Source organism: Anaerobiospirillum sp. NML120511 (genome assembly GCF_023050955.1).
Classification (GTDB): Bacteria; Pseudomonadota; Gammaproteobacteria; order Enterobacterales; family Succinivibrionaceae; genus Anaerobiospirillum.
On the sequence record NZ_JALKIK010000013.1, the window covers coordinates 87,434 to 106,877 of the forward strand.

Here is a 19,444-nt window from a genome sequence, read left to right on the forward strand (position 1 = left end):
AGATGCTGATGTTGACAGCAAAGCAGACGCGGCTCAGTCCAGTGCCCAGGCTGGCGGGGCTGCAAAGGCTGGCAGGGCTGCAGCTCCGGCAGCCGGAGGTTCAGGCAGGGGCCGCAAGAAGGTGGTGGTGCCTGATGAGCCTTTTGTCTATCCGGTAGATCCTCGTCACTGCCTGGTGTGCGGTGTGGATGAGGCCGGTCGTGGCCCTCTGATGGGAGATGTGGTTGCTGCCTGCGTAATTCTTGACCACAACAATATGATTGAGGGTCTCAATGACAGTAAAAAGCTTACTGAAAAGGCCCGTGATGCTCTGGCTCCTGTAATCAAAGAGCAGGCTGTTGCCTGGGGTATTGGCAGGGCCTCACCTCAGGAAATTGATGAGCTCAATATCCTGAATGCCACCTTCCTTGCCATGCGCCGTGCCTATGATGCCATGGCCCGCAGCTGCAATCTGGTGCTGGTAGACGGCAACCGTGTGCCTGCCACCATAAGCTCCCTTGGGGTAATGGTAGAGACAGTGGTCAAGGGCGACTCCAGGGTGCCTGAAATCTCCGCCGCTTCAATTCTTGCCAAGACCGCACGCGATGCCGATCTCTATGAGCTCGACAAAATCTATCCTGAGTACGGCTTTGCCGCCCACAAAGGCTATCCAACCAAAGCCCATCTGGAGATTCTGGCCACTCTGCCAATACTGGATTGCTACCGCCGCAGCTACGGCCCGGTAGCCAGACTGCTGGCCGAGCGCGGCCTGTCATAGCGGCCTCGGCGGCAGAGGCCGCCATGACCGCCAGGTCGAAGGCGCCCAGCAGAGGCCGCCATGGCTGCTGTGCGGTTGCGCAGCTGCCTGCGCGCAGTTCATTGCATGGGGATCGGGCTGTATGACAGGCTGGCATGGTATGGGGGATAGCCCGTCATGCCGCGAAGCGGCGCCCCTCTGGGCGCAAGGGGTGTAAACAGGGGATTTTTCAGGTAAAAGTGCTTACGGGAGTGCGGCTTTTTCTGGATTTAACAGGCGTTTTCTAGTAAAGTAGACAAGTTTTTCGGGTGCTTTTTGCTGCCCGTACTGTCAACGCTGTTTCGTCTGAGCGCTTTGCCTGAAAGCATGGGCTCTAACGGCAGGGCGCTGCAATAGCGCCGCTGACAGATCAGGTTTTGATGCTGCGTAATGACTGAGCACTGCACAGCCTACCGGAGCCGTCTGAACAGACTTCCGACTGAGTATTACCGTAAGGCAGCTGCCAGGGCGCAAATCAATATTTTCTGAAACTAGAAGGGAGAGGATTGTCCCGTCCCCGCTGCAGTAACTGCCTGCAGGCAGATAACTGAACAATGTACGCTGTGCTGAGCTGTCATTTGATGTCAGACGATCAGCTGTTGTACAGGGCGCCGGAGCGACAGGCTGGTCTGATATTTTGTTATGAATATTAACTATCTAGATTTTGAACAGCCAATTGCGGATCTGCTTGCTCATATTGAGGAGCTCAAGAGATTAAGCACCACTGTTGGTAACGACGTTGATTTGTCCAAAGAGTTAAAGCAGCTGGAAAAGAAGAATGTTGAGCTGACCAGAAAGCTCTATTCTTCCCTGAGCGACTGGCAGATTTCCCAGCTGTCCCGTCATCCAATGCGTCCATACACCATGGACTACGTAAAGCGTATCTTTACCGACTTCCAGGAGCTGGCAGGTGACCGCGCCTTTGCCGATGACAAGGCTATTATCGGCGGTATGGCCCGCCTTGAGGGCATGCCGGTAATGATTATTGGCCACCAGAAGGGCCGTGACACCAAGGAGCGCACCATGCGCAACTTCGGCATGCCTCGTCCTGAGGGCTACCGCAAGGCCATGCGTCTGATGCGTCTTGCCGAGCGCTTCCACATTCCTGTACTGACCTTTATCGACACTCCTGGTGCCTATCCAGGTGTTGGTGCTGAAGAGCGCTCCCAGGCCGGTGCCATTGCCGAAAGCCTCAAGATGATGAGTGACCTCAAGGTTCCTGTTATCTGCACCGTAATCGGTGAGGGCGGTTCCGGTGGTGCTCTGGCTATTGGCGTAGGTGACCGCGTCAACATGCTCCAGTACTCCACCTACTCAGTTATCTCCCCTGAGGGCTGTGCCTCCATCTTATGGAAGAGCGCCGAAAAGGCTCCTCTGGCTGCTGAGGCCATGAATATCACCGCCAACAAGGTCAAGTCCCTGGGGCTTATCGACGAAATCGTTCCAGAGCCTCTGGGCGGTGCCCACCGTGATTACGATCAGATGGCAGAAAACCTCAAGAGCTGCATTCTGCGTGAGCTTGAGTCCATCAAGTCTGTATCCATAGATGAGTGCATGACCAATCGCTTTGACCGTCTGATGAGCTTCGGTTACTGCTAACGGACAGTGCTGCAGGAGCGGCACCTGTCTTACGGCCCAGCCCTGACGGGCATCAGGCCAGCCCCGCGCCCACCCACGAAACCATCGTGGCGTGGGCGCATTGCTTTGTACCCAGCGCCTTTCAGGAGGCTGACATGAAAGATTACGATCGCACCACCTGCCCTGCAGGCGCCAGCACCATTGCCGCCGGCAGCTGCTGCCATGCAGATAACACATCTGCAGGGCCGCAGCAGCCGCAGCCGCACCTGATGCCGCAGCAACCTCAGCTGCAGGCAGTGGGCGGCGCCGCCCACTGCGCTCAGCATGGGGACTTCAAAAAGCAGCTGGTGCTGGCGGGCATGGCCTTTGATGAGGCTTTGCAGCGCTTTCGTGGCTTCATGCAGCGCGTGCAGCCATGCCGCTCATCGGCACGCAGTGTGGAGCACACAGGAGCTGCAGGCTACGCCATTATGGGTAATGCCCCTGAGCAGAAAGACCAGGGCATTGCAGCGCTGCGTACTGTAAGGGGGAACAGCCGCCTTGATAAGCTCAGTGCTGAGGTGGTCGAATGTCTGTGCAACCTCGTCCATGCACGTCTGGCTCTGTTTAATTATGAGCAGGGCAGTGACTACCGTGGTCTGGTGACCGGCATGTCAGGAGGTGCCGATTCTACTCTGGCTCTGGTGCTGGCCTGTGCCCTCAGGGACCGATTTGGTTATGAGGCTCTGGCCGTTCACTGTATCCACAGACTCGATCCTGATGACGATATCTGGCTTACCAACAATATCCGTCTGTGTGAGCGTCTGCAGGTACAAATGGTCACCCCCGTACTGGATATTGTCTATGGCAATGGTGTCTCTCCTGAAGACAGTTCCCGTGCTGAGCGCTATCGGGCATTACTTGAAAACACCCGCAGGGGCGTGGACTGTCTGGTGCTGGGCCATCAGGCTGACGATCAGGTAGAGAGCTTCATGCTGGCCCTTAAGCGTGGATCAGGACCCCATGGACTCAGGGGCATGCGTTTTCTGATTCACGATGAGCGCGGCGTCATCTTAAGACCACTGCTTGACCTGCATAAGATTGAGGTAGAGCAGCTGCTGGTCTCGTCTGGTTATGAGTATGTCTTTGACCTGTCCAATAACTATCTGAAGTTTGAGCGCAATTTTATGCGCCTTAAGGTATTGCCAAAGCTGCGTGAGCGCTTTGTCGGCATTGACCGCTCAATACTGCGCTCTCAGGCTATCTGTGCAGCCGAGCATGATATGGCTGAGCGCTTTACCGCAGCCATGCTGCCGTGCTACCTGCAGCTGCGCCAGGGCATCAACAATATCCCTGACAGTCAGGGCCTGGTCTTTAACTTCGAGCGCCTGGACCTTTCCGATCGCAATCTGACCATGATGCTGCTGCGTGCCTTCTTTGCCCGGGTAATCCACCGGGGCGTGGACTTCAACGTCATCGAGCGCTCCATGGAGCTCATGGTCAAAGACCATGACCGCAATGGCCTCATCGAGCTCCACCTGCCCCCGACAGCCCTGCTGCCAGTCACAGTTGCCCCGGGCATAGCCGACGGCAGCAGCACCACCGGCGCTGTCACGGGCGCTGTCACCGGCTCCACCATCAGTACCGGCGCCGACGGCTGTGGCATCATCAGCCCGCTTGCGACAGCCTCTGGTGACTGCCTGACTGACGGCCTTGCAGACGAGGACGAAACTTACGCTCCTGGCTGCGGCGCAGCGGCAGCCGACGTTTCAGCTGATGCTGCACTGTCTGGCAGCCTGTGCGTATCGACCTTTTTGAACCTGCTGTGCGTATACATCAAGGACAGCTCTCAGACCCTGGAGCAGCTTACCGGCCAGCATGTACTCAGAGCAGGGGAAAGTCTGACTGCGGGGGCATACAGCTACAGCCTGGTAAGAGCAGAGGGTACAGCCCTGCAGTGCAGGGACAGCTCTTCACGCACCGACAGCCATGGTGGCGCTGTTTTTACGCTCGAGGCTGGACACCAGGATAATTTTGAGGTGGTGCTGGACTTTGATGCCCCTGGCTCCCTGCGCCTCAAGCCAGTAAGCCGCCGTCATTCGCGTGAGCTCAAAAAGCTCTTTATCGAGCACGGCATTGCCCCATGGCAGCGTGCCTGTCAGCCTCTGGTAAAGGACAGCAGTGGTGTCGTACTTGCTGTGGGCAATGTCTTTGCCTGCAGTCCAGCTCAGTGCGAGCCTTACTCAAGCTCCTCTGAAAACGCCAGCACCTCACCACTGCAGTGGCGCCTTGAGATAACTCGCAAACTCTAAGCTGCATGAGGCAAATGGCGGTACCGTTGACAGATGGACAGTACTCGCAGCATTAGCTTGTGTCGCAGCTGACATGGCGCAGCTGAACAGCACTCGCGCCATGAGCTTGTGTCGCAGCTGACATGGCGCAGCTGAACAGTACTCGCGCCATGAGCTTGTGTCGCAGCTGACATGGCGCTGCTGACATGGTGCAGATGGGAGCTGGGTATTTAAAATTACAGCTCGTTTATGGTGTTGAAAACTGGTGGTTGCCGGCTGCGGTTTCGGCTGCAGCAGCAGATGATGCCTGTAAACAGGCTGTTTGTGGCGGTGCTGTCAGGCTGGTGCGGGCGCTCAGTTCAGGGAGTTGTTTTGTGGAGAAAATGGTTTTGCTCTGAGGGGCTGTCGGTGCAGGGCCAATAAGCCATACGGCCAGAGGGGCGATGTGCGCAGGGGCCGTGGCATTTTCGTGGCTGTAGGGGCTGCTCTGATAGAAGACGGGCTCAGGGGATAGTAGCAGGCTTGCGCAGGCGGGGAAAATAAAGACGGCCTGACAGGGATGGGTCAGGCCGTCATATGTGGGATAGTATGAAAACTTGTTTAGGGATGCCCACCAGCTTCTTATGATGGGGTTGTTCGCTTTCTGTATTATTAGAGCCTCTTAGCCTTAAATAGTTCCACAGGCCTGAAAAAAAATTATAACTTTTTGCTCAAAATGTAAAACGTACGTTCCAGATGGCTTGTTCACGCCATTTGTGCGGCTGCTGCACCCACTTTCCACAGGTGACTTAAGTATTAAGTCGGGGGGTGTGCTGGCCCCAAGGACGGCAGCTGCGCCTAATGCTCCACACCTGAAAACTCAAATGACAGGCTCAGAGCTGATGCTGATGCAAGGCTTGATGGGCAGGGCCTGGATGCCAGGGCCTGTCAGGGCCGCCAGGCGGGATGGCGACGCAGCGCCCTGGCATTGCCGAACTGGCCTGGCGCCGTGGCGGCGTACGGGACGGGCGACAGGGCTGTCAAACTGGCAGGATGAATGTGTGCACGACATTTGCAGTGAATATCTGGATTAAGGTGCAACTGCCTGTTTAAAGCCCATTTGAGCGCTGCAGCTGCAATAAAATTGACGGTTTAAGGACAAGGCTTGTGCCCGGTTTCTTACAGGGCATGTTAAATGGTCATGATTACCAGCGGGTAAATGGTATTTTGTCTGAGTCAGGGGTGCAGGTCCATCATATGCTGCCTGTGGTTTTTATCGCTCAGAAGGCCTTCTGACGGCCCGCAATGCCGTGTCACCAAATTAACTTATCCATTGCGCCCTGTGACTGTGGTTATTGCAGCAGGGTCGTGCTTATGGACTATACAGGGAAAATGCTTATGGCTCTGTCTGTAAAGTTTGCCTCTTTAACCACTGCAGCCGTGGCTGTAGCCGCAGCTCTGTCAGGATGTAACAGCACTGAAAGTGCAGTCGAGCAGGGCATGTCCAATCTGCAGACAAATGCCGCTATTGAAAGCCGCCTTATCAGCGATTATGAGCTGATTAAGACTGTCTCCTCACAGATTGATCAGAGCAATATTTACGATGAGCGCATGCAGCCACGTAATTACAAGCAGGCCTGTCTGCTGCCATTTATGGTTGCTGACAGCGAAAACTCAGCTCTGTACTGGGACGGTAACTGCTCCAAAGGCCGTGCTGTTGGTCTGGGACGTGTTGTCCGTACTGTCGGTGACAAGAAGGTTTCCGAGCACCTGGTAGAGATTGACCCTAAGGTAAAGGACACCCTGGTAAGCTATCTGCGTTTTGACACCGGCCGCAGCGAAAGCGAAATCGGCTACTCCATCATTTCCCTCAAGGACGGTCGTCTCAACGGCTACAGCGCCACCCTGGGCTATAACGATCAGGACTGGCTCAATGGCAATTATGAGTTCAGTTACCGTTTTGAGGATACTCCTAACTTTGTCAGCTATACCCGCATTGTTGACATGCTCTCAGGCGAGTACTCCTCCATCATTGCCTATCCAAACTACAGCCACGATCTGCTCAATGCCAGTGACAATGTGCTGAGCAGCATCTACCGCACCTACCGCCTGCTTGAGGGACGTACCATGATTGGTATTTCCTACATCTGGCTCAAGGACGGTCAGCTGGTTATCAAGGACAATGCCAGCGGTCAGGACCGTCTTGCCTCCAATCACCCTCAGGAGCTTGAGGACTTTGTCCAGGATATTCAGAACAAGGTAACCTCCCGCGTTGACACAGTGACTGATGAAATTGACCGTGGCTTTGCCAAGGTAGAGCAGTACGCCCTGGCCCGCTGCAAGCGCCCTGTTGCTTTCTTCAAGGGTGATGAGGTAAATCAGGTGTGTGACTATCTGTTCAACCTCAATGCCGCTTACGAGCAGCTTATTGAAGCCAAGGAAATGCGCAGCCACCAGATCGACTCTTTCCGTCAGAATCAGGAGCAGCGCCTGCAGGAAATCAACCGTCACCTGCGTGGCCTCAATCACATCAAGCTTTCCAGCCCAAAGGGTAAATAAGAACATCCCTTGAGCATGTCTGCAGTTTGCAGGCAGCTCCGGCACAGGGCCATAAACCCCGTGCCGGCAGACAATAAAGGCCGCATTTGCGGCCTTTATTGTCTTGCCAGCAGCTCAGGCGCCTGCAAGCAGGCCAGTGGCTGAGAGGATGGCGGACAGAGTGAGTCAGTACTGGGCATTTTGCTCTGGCGCCTGCAAGGGTCTCAGGCCTCTTGCATGCAGTCCGTGGCCTTTGGGCCATGGGCTGCAGGTGGGGTGCGCGGCTACAATGCGTCATTTCAGGGGCGGTAGCGGTATTTTATGGAAAATGAGCTTCATAATTCAGGGCTCATAATTTGTCTATTACCGGTTAAAACCTGATAAAATGCGGGCGCACAGCAAAGGTTGTGTCCTGTTCTTTTCTCATGTCGCAAGCGGCATTTCAAAACGGAAAATCATGTCATGCTTGAGCCTATAAGCCCCAATAATCCAATAGCCAGATTTTTCAATGCTGTACCATTTATCATGCAGGTCATTATCGGCCTGGTGATTGGTGTAGTGATTGCCCTTATCTATCCTGAAGACAGCACCGTGCTGCCAGCCATGGGTAATCTCTTCGTGTCAGCTCTGAAGGCCATTGCTCCGCTGCTGGTTTTTGTTCTGGTTTCTTCAGCCATTGCCAGACATAACAAAGGCACAAAGACCAATATGAAGCCGGTAATCGTGGTCTACTTTGTTTCCATGATTTTCGCCTCCATGCTGGCTCTTTCCATGAGCTATATCTTCCCTGTAACTTTCCCGGCTCTTGCTGATGCCGCTCAGGATATTACCCCTCCACAGGGTATTGCCGAGGTGCTGCTCAACTTCGTTATGCAGGCTGTGGAAAATCCTGTTACCGCTCTGATGAAGGGTAACTACGTAGCCATTCTGGTCTGGGGTATTACCTTTGGTCTGATGTTCCGTGTAGCTCACGAGCCTACCAAGCTGGTACTTGATGACCTTGCTCAGACTGTAGCTGGTGTAGTACGTATTGTTATCCGTTTTGCTCCACTTGGTGTTATGGGTCTGGTATACAGCTCCTGCACTCAGCCAGGCGGCTTTTCCAACCTCATCAACTATGTTCAGGTAGTGCTGGTGCTGGTAGCTACCATGCTGCTGATTGCTTTCGTGCTCAATCCGCTGGTTGCTTTCATTATCTGCCGTAAGAATCCATATCCTCTGGTCTTCAAGTCCATTACCCAGAGCGCTGTGACCGCATTCTTTACCCGCTCTTCAGCTGCCAACATTCCTATGAACCTGGCTCTGTGTGAGCGTCTGCACCTGCCAAAGGACACTTACTCCATATCCATTCCTTTAGGCTGTACCATCAACATGTCAGGTGCTGCCGTAACCATCGTTATCATGACCATGGCTGCTGTACGTACCCTGGGTATTGAGGTGGACTTTGCCTCAGCTCTGCTCATGTGTATCGCTGCCGTTCTGTGTGCCTGTGGCACCTCCGGTATCGCCGGCGGCTCCCTGATGCTCATTCCTCTGGCCTGCTCCATCTTCGGTATCAGCAATGACATAGCCATGCAGGTTGTAGGTATCGGCTTTATCATCGGCGTAGTCCAGGACTCCACCGAGACCGCCCTCAACTCCTCATCTGACGTGGTCTTCACCGCTGTAGCCTGTCGCCAGATTGAAATCCCTGAGGATTTCGACCGTGACCTGCATGTACACGAGACCAAAGAGTCCTGATAACCACAGGGAACCTGAAACAGGCGATCATCCTGCCAGCTGCCTGACAAGGCAGCTGTGAGGCCCTGAGCCATGTGCCCTGGCAAAGTGCCAGTGCCCTAAGCCCAGGGCCCACGGTCATCCGGACTGTATGCTTCTGCCTGTATCCCTCAGCCCTCCGGACTGTAAGCCTGGAACCATGAAAAAAGCCCCGCATCCTGTTTAAGATGCGGGGCTTTTTTGCGTCTGCAGTTCAGATGCTGCAGGTCAGGCAAAGATACGGCCGGTCGTGCCGGCCGGGCTGTTACTCAGCCTTATCTTCGGCCTTGCTGTTACTCAGTCTTGTCTTCGGCCTTATCTTCGGCTGGGGCCTTTTCCTTGTCGTCAGCCTTTTCTTCTTCGTCATCTTCCTCGACATAGTCAGGGAGAGGATCCTGAATCTCAAAGCGCTTGCCCTCATGCTTTTCCATAAGTTCAAGCAGACGCTCACGAATGGCCTTCTTCTGATCCTTGTAGCGCTCAGCCTTGATGAGGTTGTTGGCCTCGCAGAAGTCGCTTACCAGATCGTAATAGAACTCATCGCGCCAGACATCGCTGGTGCAGCTCTCTTCACCCTTAACATCAGGGGCAAAGACTGCGTACATTTCATCATTGGTGCGGATAGCACGGCCGGTGCGGCTCTCGCCAATCATGTAGTACAGAGCACGGCTGCTGTCAGCCTCAGGGGCAACAGTCAGCAGGTTCTCACCATTGAGGCTGTCACAGCAGGTGCAGCCGCCAGTCATGAGCAGACCAATGGTCTTTGCTACGGACTCGGTTGATACCAGAGCCTCAACTTCCCTGTGCTCCCTGACAGCTCCGCCGCCTATTACCAGAGGCACATGAGTGCTGCCCTTGTGGGAGGTGCGGCCGGCGTCATCAAAGCCGGTGGTGTTGTGGTTGGCAGAGCGGGCACCAAAGGTGTTGCCTGAGGTGGAGGTGAATACGATAAAGGTATTGTCGTACTGACCGCTTGACTTGAGCTGCTCGATGATGCGGCCCAGACCCTCGTCAACGCGGCGCAGCTGGCCCAGGTAACGTGGATAGTCAGTGCGGATATTGGAAGAGTAAAGCTGCACATCAAGAGGCAGGCGTGGGAAATAGTGTTCCTTTTCAAACTCTTCGTCTGCGCTTTCAAACTTGAAGATCTTCTCCATGGCAGCAAGACGCATGTGCTCGGTTACTTCCTGCTTCTTGGCAATGGCGGTAATCTCGTTCTTTTCGATGTATTCTTCGATGCTCTTTTCCAGCTCTTCACGGGAATCTTCAATCTGAGCCTCTACGTCTTCTCTGGTACGCTGGAAAGCTTCAGCCTGGAAAACAGTAAGGAAGAAAGGACGGGCAGCGTCATGCTGCTTTAAGAAATCAACAGCAAAGTCGCTTACGCACAGGCTGCGGTTGCCCTTGAACTCAACCTTGTTGCCATTCTCGTCGTAAACATAGCCCTCATTGATGGACTTTGAGGTGGCTGTGATCTCATGGCTGCCACGCCAGAAGCCTTTGAAACCGCCACGCTGTTCAGCAGTAACCGGGCTGTCAGGAGCAATCTTGTCGTTGGCGCCCAGCTGCCAGTGACCGGTAAAGGCAGTCTCATAGCCCTGTTCTTCAGCAAGGTCAGCCAGGGTCTTTACTTCAGGGTTGAGCTGGGTGTGGCGCTTGAAGCAGCCGGTCTTTGTCATGTCCTGGCCGGTGAGCAGAGCGGCCTTCATGGCATTAGGGCAGGCCTGAGTGCTGTAGGCCTCTTTGAAAATAATACCCTGAGCAGCCATCTCATCCAGTACTGGAGTGGTCTCCAGAGTCTGGCCATAACAGCCGCAGGCATCGGCACGCTGCCTGTCAGTTACATAGAGAATAATGTTTGGTCTTGAAGTGTTTTTGGTATCCGACATGGGCAAATTCCTTGGGCGTCAACCTGAAATACAATAGATGATCTGCTGACAGTGCAGTATCAGGCCATATATGTGGCAATTTTCTTGCCAGATTATAGTGTTTCAGGCCTGAAAAGGGCAAATAGATGCCTGTAAGCACTGTATTAATTGATACAGCCGTACCTGAGCCCGCCGGCATCAGCCCCGGCCATCAGCGCATCCATACTGCAAAGACCGCAAATGCCTGATAAACAGGCCATGCTGATGGCTGTCCAGCCAGAGTCCAGGTCCTTGCCCATGGCCTTGCCTATGGCCATGGACGATGGCCTGGCCCATAGCCATGACCGATGGCCATGGACGATGGCCTGGCCCATGGCCATGACCTGCCGGTCAGAGCAAACCACGGTACCTGCACCTGATATTATCTGCCCGCCCGGGTATTTACCTGCCGCCTTCTGCAGCCGGTGCAGAACCAGAGCACATGTCATGACATGGCCCGGGATCGGGCTGCCCCATGGATCGGGCAGGGCCCTGGGATAAGGGCAGGCCGGGCCATGGGCGCGTATAGCCCGTGGACGGGCAGGGCCCGGGATCTTGCCGGGCCCGGCGTAGCGGAGGGCAGGCATAAAAAAAACTGGCCACCTGAGGTACGTCACCCCAGGTGGCCAGTTTTTTTTACCCTGCTTGCACAGGCTCTTTTGTAAAGCGGCTCTGCAAGCAGGACAAGGCAAGAGCCCCGCCGATATCAAGCAGGGCTGTTGCAGCAAAGGAGCCGGATTAAGCTAAAGACTTGATCTTGGCAGCAAGCTCGCTCTTGTGACGAGCGGCCTTGTTCTTGTGAATTAAACCCTTGCAAGCGGCGCGGTCTAATACTGGCTCAACTTCCTTAAAGGCGGCAACAGCAGCTTCCTTGTTCTTCTGAGCAACAGCGGCGAGAACCTTCTTAATTAAGGTACGCATCTTGGAACGGGCAGCAACATTGCGCTGACGGGACTTCTCGGTGAGAATAACGCGCTTCTTTGCAGACTTAATATTAGGCACAAATAGCTCCTGGTTTTTCAAAGTACTTAGAAAGATTTAAGCCACGAAACTACCATATCACTTATCATACAGGCTGCCTGTGGCACTAAACGCGGTATTATATCAAAAGGGCAGGGAAAAAATCATAAATTGAGAGCTTTGCAACAAAAAAATTATTAAATCCCCATTATATGCAGTTTATCTGCATGTAAGCCCACAAAAATGCAGCCCCGTACAGCCTTTCACCACCTTCTCCCACCTTGATTTTTCTACAAAGATTTCCCTCATGACCCGCAGCCTTTTTCCTGTATTGCAGACCAGGCTTTCGTGCAGGTGCGCACCCCGGTGACATGCCCTCATGGACCTTTGTCCTGACAGGATACTGTCATGGTTAGTATCGAACTGCGGAGGTGCGCCGCATAAGGTGGTGGAGTGCGTGTTCATCCAGGACGCAGCGTGCGTAGCCCAGGGCCGGCATGACCATGTTACCTGGAGCCGGTCATAACTGGCAGGGTTTGTGGGGGGGCGGGCTGCCTTAATATTGAGGCTGTTTATCGTGGCTGTTCAGGGCTTATTTGATGCCAGGGGGCCTGGTGTACAGTTGTTTTAAGCGGGGTACATCCGGAGCATTTATCCGGGGATGCACCAGGGGATAACAGGGGCGCGGGTGGTCTGTGATGGTGCTGTAAAGGGCGCGGGAGCGTGCTGTAAATCAGGTTCAGGTACTGATGATGAGCTGTCAAAAGGGAGGCGGCTCAAATCTTGCTTTAAGGTCAGAACCGGTCGTAAAAGTCCAAAGGAGATGAATAAGTGAACGGTTTATCAACTCGTAAAAAATTACTGGGCCTGTGGGGCAGTGCCTTTTTAGGCCTCGGTATGCTCCTGACTGGATGTGGCGGTCCGTCACAGGATCAGATTGCAGCTGTGGCCGACAGTGGCGCCAGCGCCCAGGACCTGCAGATGACCGATGAGGAAATGCAGGAAGCCATCATCGCCCGTGCTGAAATGATCAAGACCGACTGTCGTGAGCGTGGCGGTAAGAGCTGTGAAGTTATGGCTCTTGAAGCTCTTGCAGACTATGAAAACAGCCGTGACTTCGGTGATCTCAAGAGTGCTATCTACCTTGCTGGACGTGCCTGTGGTGGCGAGCGTCGCTACTGTCTGGTCAAGGGTGACATGATGTACCGTGCATGGCAGGATGGTCTTGATATTGAGACTTGGCTGCCTGGCCGTTACATTCGCGAAGAGCTCGAGCAGGCCTATACCCTGGCTACTGAGGCAGGCGATCTGGCCATTGCTGCTGAGGCCTACCACAAGATGGGCATGGTAAACACAAAGTTCAAGCGCTTTAAGGAAGCCAAGCAGAACTTTGCCATGAGCTGCAAGATTGGCGGTGGTTCCTACTGCGTCAAGGGCGCTGAGGCCATGGCTGATGCCGGCTCCAAGGAAAGTGCTCTTGATTCTTACCGTAAGGCCTGTGAGTTTAACAACTCCTCTGCCTGTCTGCGTCTTGGCGACCGCCTGTACGAGCTCAAGAAGTACAAGGAAGGTGATGCTGCCTACTCCAAGGCCTGTGACCTCAATGACGGCGCTGCCTGTCAGGCTCTTGCAGACCGTTACACCCGTACCGGTAACAAGGAAGGTGCCCGTAAGGCCTATGCCCGTTCCTGTGAACTGGGCCACGAGAGCAGCTGCTTTGTCCTGGGCCGTGCTCAGGTACGCATGGGCAATCTGTCCGACTCTCTGACTTTCTTCAACAAGTCATGTGAATCCGGTAATCAGCTGGCCTGTCAGTTCATCGGTACTTACAGCTTCTACAAGGGCAAGCTCAATGAGGCTTATGGCACTCTGAGCAAGTCCTGTGAACAGGGCAATTCTCAGGCCTGCTACCTGCAGGGTCTGGCCAACCAGAAGGGCTCTCAGAAGTTCTTCACCGATGCCTGTAACGCTGACCACAAGATGGCCTGTAACGCTCTGATTGCTTCCTATGGCAACCTGACCACAGGTGCATCTCTGGCCTATGCCCGTGCCTGTGACGGTGGCAGTGCTGATGCCTGTATGCAGCTTGCCAACAGCGCCATCAACAATGACGACATGGCTACTGCTCAGCAGGCCTATGATAAGGGCTGTAAGTTAAAGTCCCCTCTGGGCTGTGAGCGCCTTGCTGTCCTTGATATGCAAAATGGCCGTTACGACAACGCTATCAAGAACCACATAAAGGCATGCTCCATGAACTCTGGTACCTCCTGCACCCAGCTGGCTTTTGCCTACACTGAGGGCGTTGGTGTTCCAAAGAGCACAGCCAAGGCTCTGACCTACTTCCAGCGTGCCTGTAAGCTCGGCGTCAAGGATGCCTGCTACATAGTAGACGGCAAGCGCAAGTAGCATGCGCACTGGATCTCAGGGCCGCAGGCGCAGCATGCAGCCCTGAGTGCCGAACGAACCGGTAATCAAAAGGCCGGGTGAGCAAAAGCTCACCCGGCCTTTTCAATAGGTGGCTGCCAGGGCGCAGCGTGGGCGGCGGCGCTCCGGCCTCGTCCTCGGGGCTGCGCCATGGGCGCCGTGCGCCGGCCACGCCTGTGGAGCAGCGCCATGGGCGCCGTGCGCCGGCCGTGCCACCGGGACGGCCGGCTAAGGCAGGCCGTCGAGCAGGTTGAACAGGCGGTCGGCGGTGTCAGGGCCGGTGTTGCCGGTCTGATGGTGCTGGCGGCGGCCGGTGAAGCTGTTGCTCGAGACGCGCACGGTAAAGAGCATATGCTCTTTTAGCAGCTCCAGAGCATTGTTCTGAACTACATTGGCTACAAGACAGACTGTGAGGTCAGGATTGCGCGCCCTGAGAGCGTCAATCAGCCTTAGTATCGAGCGTCCGGTGTTGATGACGCTGTCAGCTATGACCGCAAAGTTGCCCGTAAACTCGGGTACGGGGTCGATTTCAGGCTTGAAAGGACAGAAGCACCCGCCAAAGCCCAGATACACTCCGGCACCAAAGAAGTAACCGCCGCGCTGCAGTACCAGCACCGGAGTTCTTTCGTGCGGCAACATTTTGCGCATCTGCTGGCCCATAATGCGGCCCAGGTTGAGATGAGCCTGAGCAAGGGTATGACCATTGATGCCAGAATCCGACTTGCAGATAGCAATGTCAGCTCTTATCTGGGCGGCCGTGCTCTCATCGAACAGGTCTATGCCCGGGCGCACGTCCGCTGCAGCTGCAGCAGCGGCCGGCGCTGCAGCCGGGGCTGCGGCTGCGTCCGGTGCGGCGGCAGCGTCCGGTGCGGCCTCCTGGACCTGCGCCTGCACGGATACAGGCGCAGGGGGCAGGGCATCGGTGAGGATGTGAACGGCCGGAGGGCAGAACAGGTGGAGGTGTCTGCAGTCCAGGCCCTCAAGGGAGCGGCTGATGCGTCCGTTCAGGCACAGCATGCCCCGATCGGCCTTGCCTAACATGTACCAGTCATTGCAGCTGTCGCCCCATGCGGTTATGGTATATCCCTTCTCCCTTAAGATTCTTACGGTGTGGTACTTGGTATCAGCCGAGATCAGGGGTGAGGCTATGCAGTGCCTGAGATTAAAGCGTGCGGCCAGGTTATCCCACAGCCCGGTCAGTCCGGCTGACAGGACCACAAAGCTGTCATTGCCTATGGTGTCTTTAAGGTTCGTGTTGAGCCGGCAGCGCTCCAGAGCCCCGGTATCAAGGCTGAGCGCGGCGGTCTCACGGGCAAAAAGCCATGACTGAAAGCCCGTGTAGAAGTTACCGTCAAAGACATTGGTACGGTGTTCAGGGGCACAGATACGAAAGCTGTCCTGGCAGATGAGCGTGCGGTCACCATCAACTATGTGCAGCTCACATGGATCCGGAAACCACGAGATGATCTGCTCAGCTATCTGCACTGCATGAGCACAGCAGTTCATGCCTGCGATAATGTCCTCGACAAAGAGGGCAAAGTCATCCTTGCTGACCGTTGTGGCCGGCAGGACATGGAAGTCGCGCTCATTGAGCTGACAGTGGCGGCGCAGCTCCCTGATCTCTCTGTCCTGCCAGCGGGCCAGATCCACTTTGCGCAGGTGTGCAAAGCAGCTGTTCTTATGTGAGGTCTGCATGCGCTCCCACAGCAGGGCCGGGTCACAGTACAGATAGAAAAATACATCATAGACGGCGCCGTCTTCAGGGGAGAACACCACCTGATCTTCAAAGGCATAGTGACCGTCGCTTATCAAATCGTCATCGCGTGATGCCAGGTACTGGGTATATCTGACCCGCCACTTATGTTTTTCGGCCTCGCTGAGCGCGCGGAACTGTCCGTCTGTATTGTCATTGAGCCATTGACTGCCGCTTATGGGGACTAGCCTGTGAGCAAGGCTGTTCATCAGGGTGGTTTTGCCGGCGCAGGGCATACCATACAAAGCAAATCTCATCTTTTCAGAACGCTCTCCTTATAGCAGTAGTTGCGGTCAAATTCAGGAAGATTGAAGTGCACCTGATCCAGAGGGGTGTCAGAGGTAAAGGGAGTAGGGATATCCACGCAGTTGCCGCAGATGAAGATCTTTCCGTTGGCGTAGAACACATTGTCCATGCCCGCTGCGCATTTGCCTCCGTACATGGTGCAGTCATAACCGCCCCGGCGTACGTTGAGCACGGCGGCTGCCCTGTCGAGAAACTCACGGTACTGCTCAATACTTATGCCGTAGCGTCCGGTCATGCGCGAGAAAGTGATGCGGCTGTCAAAGGCTTTGAAAAACTCTATGGTCTCATCGACCCGGTCGAGGACATCCTGCCCGACAGTGCAGTTAAGAGACGGCCATGAGCCCGTGACTTCACGGTACAGCTCAATGCCCTGCATGACCTTGCGGTGGGAGTGGCAGCGCCATCTGTCATGTATCTCTTTGATACCGTCGATCGAGACACCCACATTGACCTTGTGGTCATGCAGCCAGGCAATCATGTCAAGGGTAAAGACCGTGCCGTTGGTGATGGTATAGGCAGCCACGAGGCCTGCTCTTATCAGGTCGTCAATGCGCTCAATGCAGCTTTTGAGCAGATCATACTCAAGCAGGGGCTCGCCATTGCCTACAAAGCCTATCTTGAAGAGCTTGATGTCATGCTTTTCAATATGGCTGCGGATATTGTCCAGTATGAGCGGGATATCCATGGCTGCAGGCTCAATGGACTGTTCCTTTTCAATAAAGTGGCAGTAGCGGCATTTGAGATTGCAGTGGTTATTTATGGAGATACATACACGGGTGATCATTTTGACTTTTGCCTTCCACGACTGCGCAGCGGTCCCTGTCTCATGGCTGTCTTGTAATGGTCCTCACTGGTAAGACCGTTGATATCGACAATGCTCTTATCAGCACCGTAGCTCAGCAGGATTTCGCGGCAGTACCTGTTGCGATTGGCTGAGGCCTTGATAAGTGCTGTAAAGCCGTTGCCATCCTGCTGGTTGATGCTGGTCTTTTTGTTGCGGCACAGAGCCTTAACAAAGCGGGCCCTGCCTTCCCATGCAGCCACCATCAGGGGCATGTTGCCTTCGTTCTTGCGGCGGAACGTGGAGGCTGTGTAAGGATTGCGGTTGCCCTGGTTGGGGTTGGCGTTACACTCATCGAGCATGAACTGAAAGATCTTGAAGTCACCTGCCTGTATGGCATGGGTCAGAGCCGGAAAGTAGTATCTGCTGTTGTCTAGCTTGTCGATGTCTGCTCCGTGCTTGATGAGCCATTTGATCTTGGCCTTGCGTTCATCAAGACTGGCTTCCTGGTTGCGTACTGTGGAGATAATCAGAGTCAGGCCGTTGCCCAGATATGCATTGGCCTCAGCAGAGCTGGGAGGATCAATGTCTTCGTAGCTGAGGGCAAAGTATCTGTCAAACCAGGCCATGCGCTCGGTGCTGATCAGCTTCTGGCGGCGTACCTGGTATTCAGGCAGGTGGATGGCGGTGACATTGGGAATGTCGGCCTTGAGAATGGCGGAGAAATCCACGTCATTGGTGATGATTTCTGCCAGACAGCCATATTTACGGGCCGCTTCTTCAGCTGTTTTGACAATGCGCCGGTCATTGTTGCCGTGAAAGTCCGGGGAGCAGTCGCGGTGAATGATATTTGGGGTGTTGCCTATATCATGGATTATCTGCCAGGCAACGCGGCTTTGTTTCTGGTCGCCACGGTCTTTGAGGCGGTTCAGCTCGGAAAGTACAGTAGACGCAATGATGATGTGCATGTACTCGTCAGCAATGGAGTCAATGAGCTGAGGGTTGCACAGAAGGGCGGAGGTATCAGGAACAGCGATTTTCTGGGCCTTGAACAGGTTTTCCCGCTGTATCTCATCAAGCTGGAAGTACTCGCAGTATTTCATTGCATATTCGCGGGTCTTCTTGAGTTTGAGACCGCCAGACTCAGCGCGGCTGATCGATGACTTGTTGCCTACATGGATGTGCTCGGCAAGCTGCTCCTGAGAGATATTGTTCTTCTCGCGAATCTCCCGTATGCGCTGGCCAAGTAAAGTACTTTCGCTTTGCAATCGGCATCTCCTTACAGAATTTGGCTGGGGTCGAAAGCATATTAGCAATCGCAAATCCAAAAATTAACGGGCCAAAACCAAATAGCAACAAAAGCACGAAAATAGCAACGCTTTTAGCTCCAATGGCCTGTTTACAGGCCTTTCCGGCTTTGTTGCTGAAACGCAAAAAACGAGGCATCGACCCTCAAAGGGGCCTCTTACAGTCATTTTTGCAGCGGTTTTTACTGATTTTTCACAGCAGTTTGAACCTGCTGGCCAGCCCGCGATCGCTCCTGAAGGTCACCACACCTGGCTACCCCGGGCAGAACCATGCAGCTTATATCACTCATATCGCAGCACAGTGCACCTTCATATCCACAACTACAGCCTCCATGTTTGTTTGTTCTCAGGCCTTACAGCCGACTTTAAGGTCAGCCCCGCCGGCTTCATAAGGCCCGTCTTTCACTTTGTCCATATGTTTGTCTGTATGAGCCCAACCCGGGCTGCGGCCATAAGCCCAACCCAGGCTGCGGCTTTCGTCCGCCAGAGCCGACCGCCAGTGCCGGTGCCAGTAACAGCCTGTCATCGGGCACCAGACACCGGCCAACGGGACGCTCAGTTAGCACGGTCTGCTGTACTGATGTTAAGCACCTGTATGTGCTGAGCATGTGACAACAGTGCTTATGGCCGTGCTCTTTCCGACTGAGATCATGGCACAGCAGAATTATGGCGCGTACAGGCAGAAACGGATTAAGCCCAGGCTCCGCCCAGGTAAACCTGTCCGCCATAATCTGACTTGAGCCCAGACTGACCCTGCCTCTATATATGTAGAGCAGCGGTGATAACGGCAGGGCAGAGGACTATGGTGGCGTGCTCCTCTATATGAAGAGCAGCGCCATAGACGGGAGGGCATATGCTGGTAAGTGGGCGCTCTCTATATATGCAGAGATGCAGGGATGCAGCAGGGCGTCGGGGCGGTGGCTGGTCGGGCAGGGTGTTTTGCTTATATAAATGCAGTGGAATGGCTGGGGCAGGGCGTCGGGGCGGTGGCTGGTCGGCGGGACGTTTTGCTTATATAAATGCAGCGGAATGGCTGGGGCAGGGCGTCGGGGGGGCGGCTGGTCGGGCGGGGTGTTTTGCTTATATAAATGCAGTGGAGGGGCTGGGC

At 54.7% G+C, this 19,444-nt stretch carries 12 protein-coding genes; 7 read left to right on the top strand and 5 right to left on the bottom strand.

Translation table 11 applies throughout. The features are described 5' to 3' along the window. Nucleotides 1–127: 127 nt before the first annotated feature. From rnhB to sstT, 6 genes are all read left to right on the top strand, one after another. The gene (gene rnhB / locus MXE39_RS05500; protein WP_246977693.1) at nt 128–757 is read left to right on the top strand and encodes a ribonuclease HII; all 630 of its coding nucleotides are present in this window, start codon (nt 128–130) and stop codon (nt 755–757) included. Between the two features lie 660 nt (nt 758–1,417). Beyond that, nucleotides 1,418–2,374: an acetyl-CoA carboxylase carboxyltransferase subunit alpha gene (locus MXE39_RS05505; RefSeq protein ID WP_246977674.1), complete on the top strand. Its 957-nt coding sequence runs from the start codon at nt 1,418–1,420 to the stop codon at nt 2,372–2,374. A gap of 134 nt (nt 2,375–2,508) precedes the next feature. Then, complete coding sequence (tilS, locus tag MXE39_RS05510) at nt 2,509–4,644, top strand: tRNA lysidine(34) synthetase TilS (protein WP_246977675.1); 2,136 nt, start codon at nt 2,509–2,511, stop codon at nt 4,642–4,644. A 185-nt stretch (nt 4,645–4,829) separates the two neighbouring features. Beyond that, complete coding sequence (locus tag MXE39_RS05515; RefSeq protein WP_246977676.1) at nt 4,830–5,021, top strand: hypothetical protein; 192 nt, start codon at nt 4,830–4,832, stop codon at nt 5,019–5,021. A 979-nt stretch (nt 5,022–6,000) separates the two neighbouring features. Next, nucleotides 6,001–7,161, top strand: coding sequence for a hypothetical protein (locus MXE39_RS05520; RefSeq protein WP_246977677.1), 1,161 nt, complete (start codon nt 6,001–6,003; stop codon nt 7,159–7,161). A 453-nt stretch (nt 7,162–7,614) separates the two neighbouring features. Further along, nucleotides 7,615–8,880 carry a serine/threonine transporter SstT gene (sstT, locus tag MXE39_RS05525; protein ID WP_246977694.1) on the top strand — a complete coding sequence of 422 codons (1,266 nt, stop codon included), beginning with the start codon at nt 7,615–7,617 and terminating at the stop codon, nt 8,878–8,880. 311 nt (nt 8,881–9,191) lie between these two features. Here the strand turns inward: sstT and MXE39_RS05530 are convergent, their stop codons facing one another. Together MXE39_RS05530 and rpsT are read right to left on the bottom strand one after the other, a co-directional pair. After that, a complete protein-coding gene (locus MXE39_RS05530; RefSeq protein WP_246977678.1) occupies nt 9,192–10,787 on the bottom strand; it encodes a sulfatase-like hydrolase/transferase in 1,596 nt (531 codons plus the stop codon). Between the two features lie 756 nt (nt 10,788–11,543). Then, nucleotides 11,544–11,807 carry a 30S ribosomal protein S20 gene (rpsT, locus tag MXE39_RS05535; RefSeq protein WP_246977679.1) on the bottom strand — a complete coding sequence of 88 codons (264 nt, stop codon included), beginning with the start codon at nt 11,805–11,807 and terminating at the stop codon, nt 11,544–11,546. A gap of 855 nt (nt 11,808–12,662) precedes the next feature. On the opposite strand from rpsT, the gene MXE39_RS05540 reads away from it, so the two are divergent. After that, nucleotides 12,663–14,171, top strand: coding sequence for a tetratricopeptide repeat protein (locus MXE39_RS05540; protein WP_246977680.1), 1,509 nt, complete (start codon nt 12,663–12,665; stop codon nt 14,169–14,171). A 246-nt stretch (nt 14,172–14,417) separates the two neighbouring features. Here MXE39_RS05540 and MXE39_RS05545 read toward each other — a convergent pair whose 3' ends face one another. Genes MXE39_RS05545 through MXE39_RS05555 form a run of 3 tightly spaced genes read right to left on the bottom strand, consistent with a single transcriptional unit; the run spans nt 14,418 to nt 18,297 of the window. Then, nucleotides 14,418–16,199, bottom strand: a complete 1,782-nt coding sequence (locus tag MXE39_RS05545) for a hypothetical protein (RefSeq protein ID WP_246977681.1) — start codon at nt 16,197–16,199, stop codon at nt 14,418–14,420. Beyond that, the gene (locus MXE39_RS05550) at nt 16,196–17,032 is read right to left on the bottom strand and encodes a radical SAM protein (protein WP_246977682.1); all 837 of its coding nucleotides are present in this window, start codon (nt 17,030–17,032) and stop codon (nt 16,196–16,198) included. The genes MXE39_RS05545 and MXE39_RS05550 overlap by 4 nt, the downstream gene beginning before the upstream one ends. Further along, nucleotides 17,029–18,297, bottom strand: a complete 1,269-nt coding sequence (locus tag MXE39_RS05555) for an ankyrin repeat domain-containing protein (RefSeq protein ID WP_246977683.1) — start codon at nt 18,295–18,297, stop codon at nt 17,029–17,031. Before MXE39_RS05555 ends, MXE39_RS05550 begins: the two co-directional genes overlap by 4 nt. Nucleotides 18,298–19,444: the final 1,147 nt, after the last annotated feature.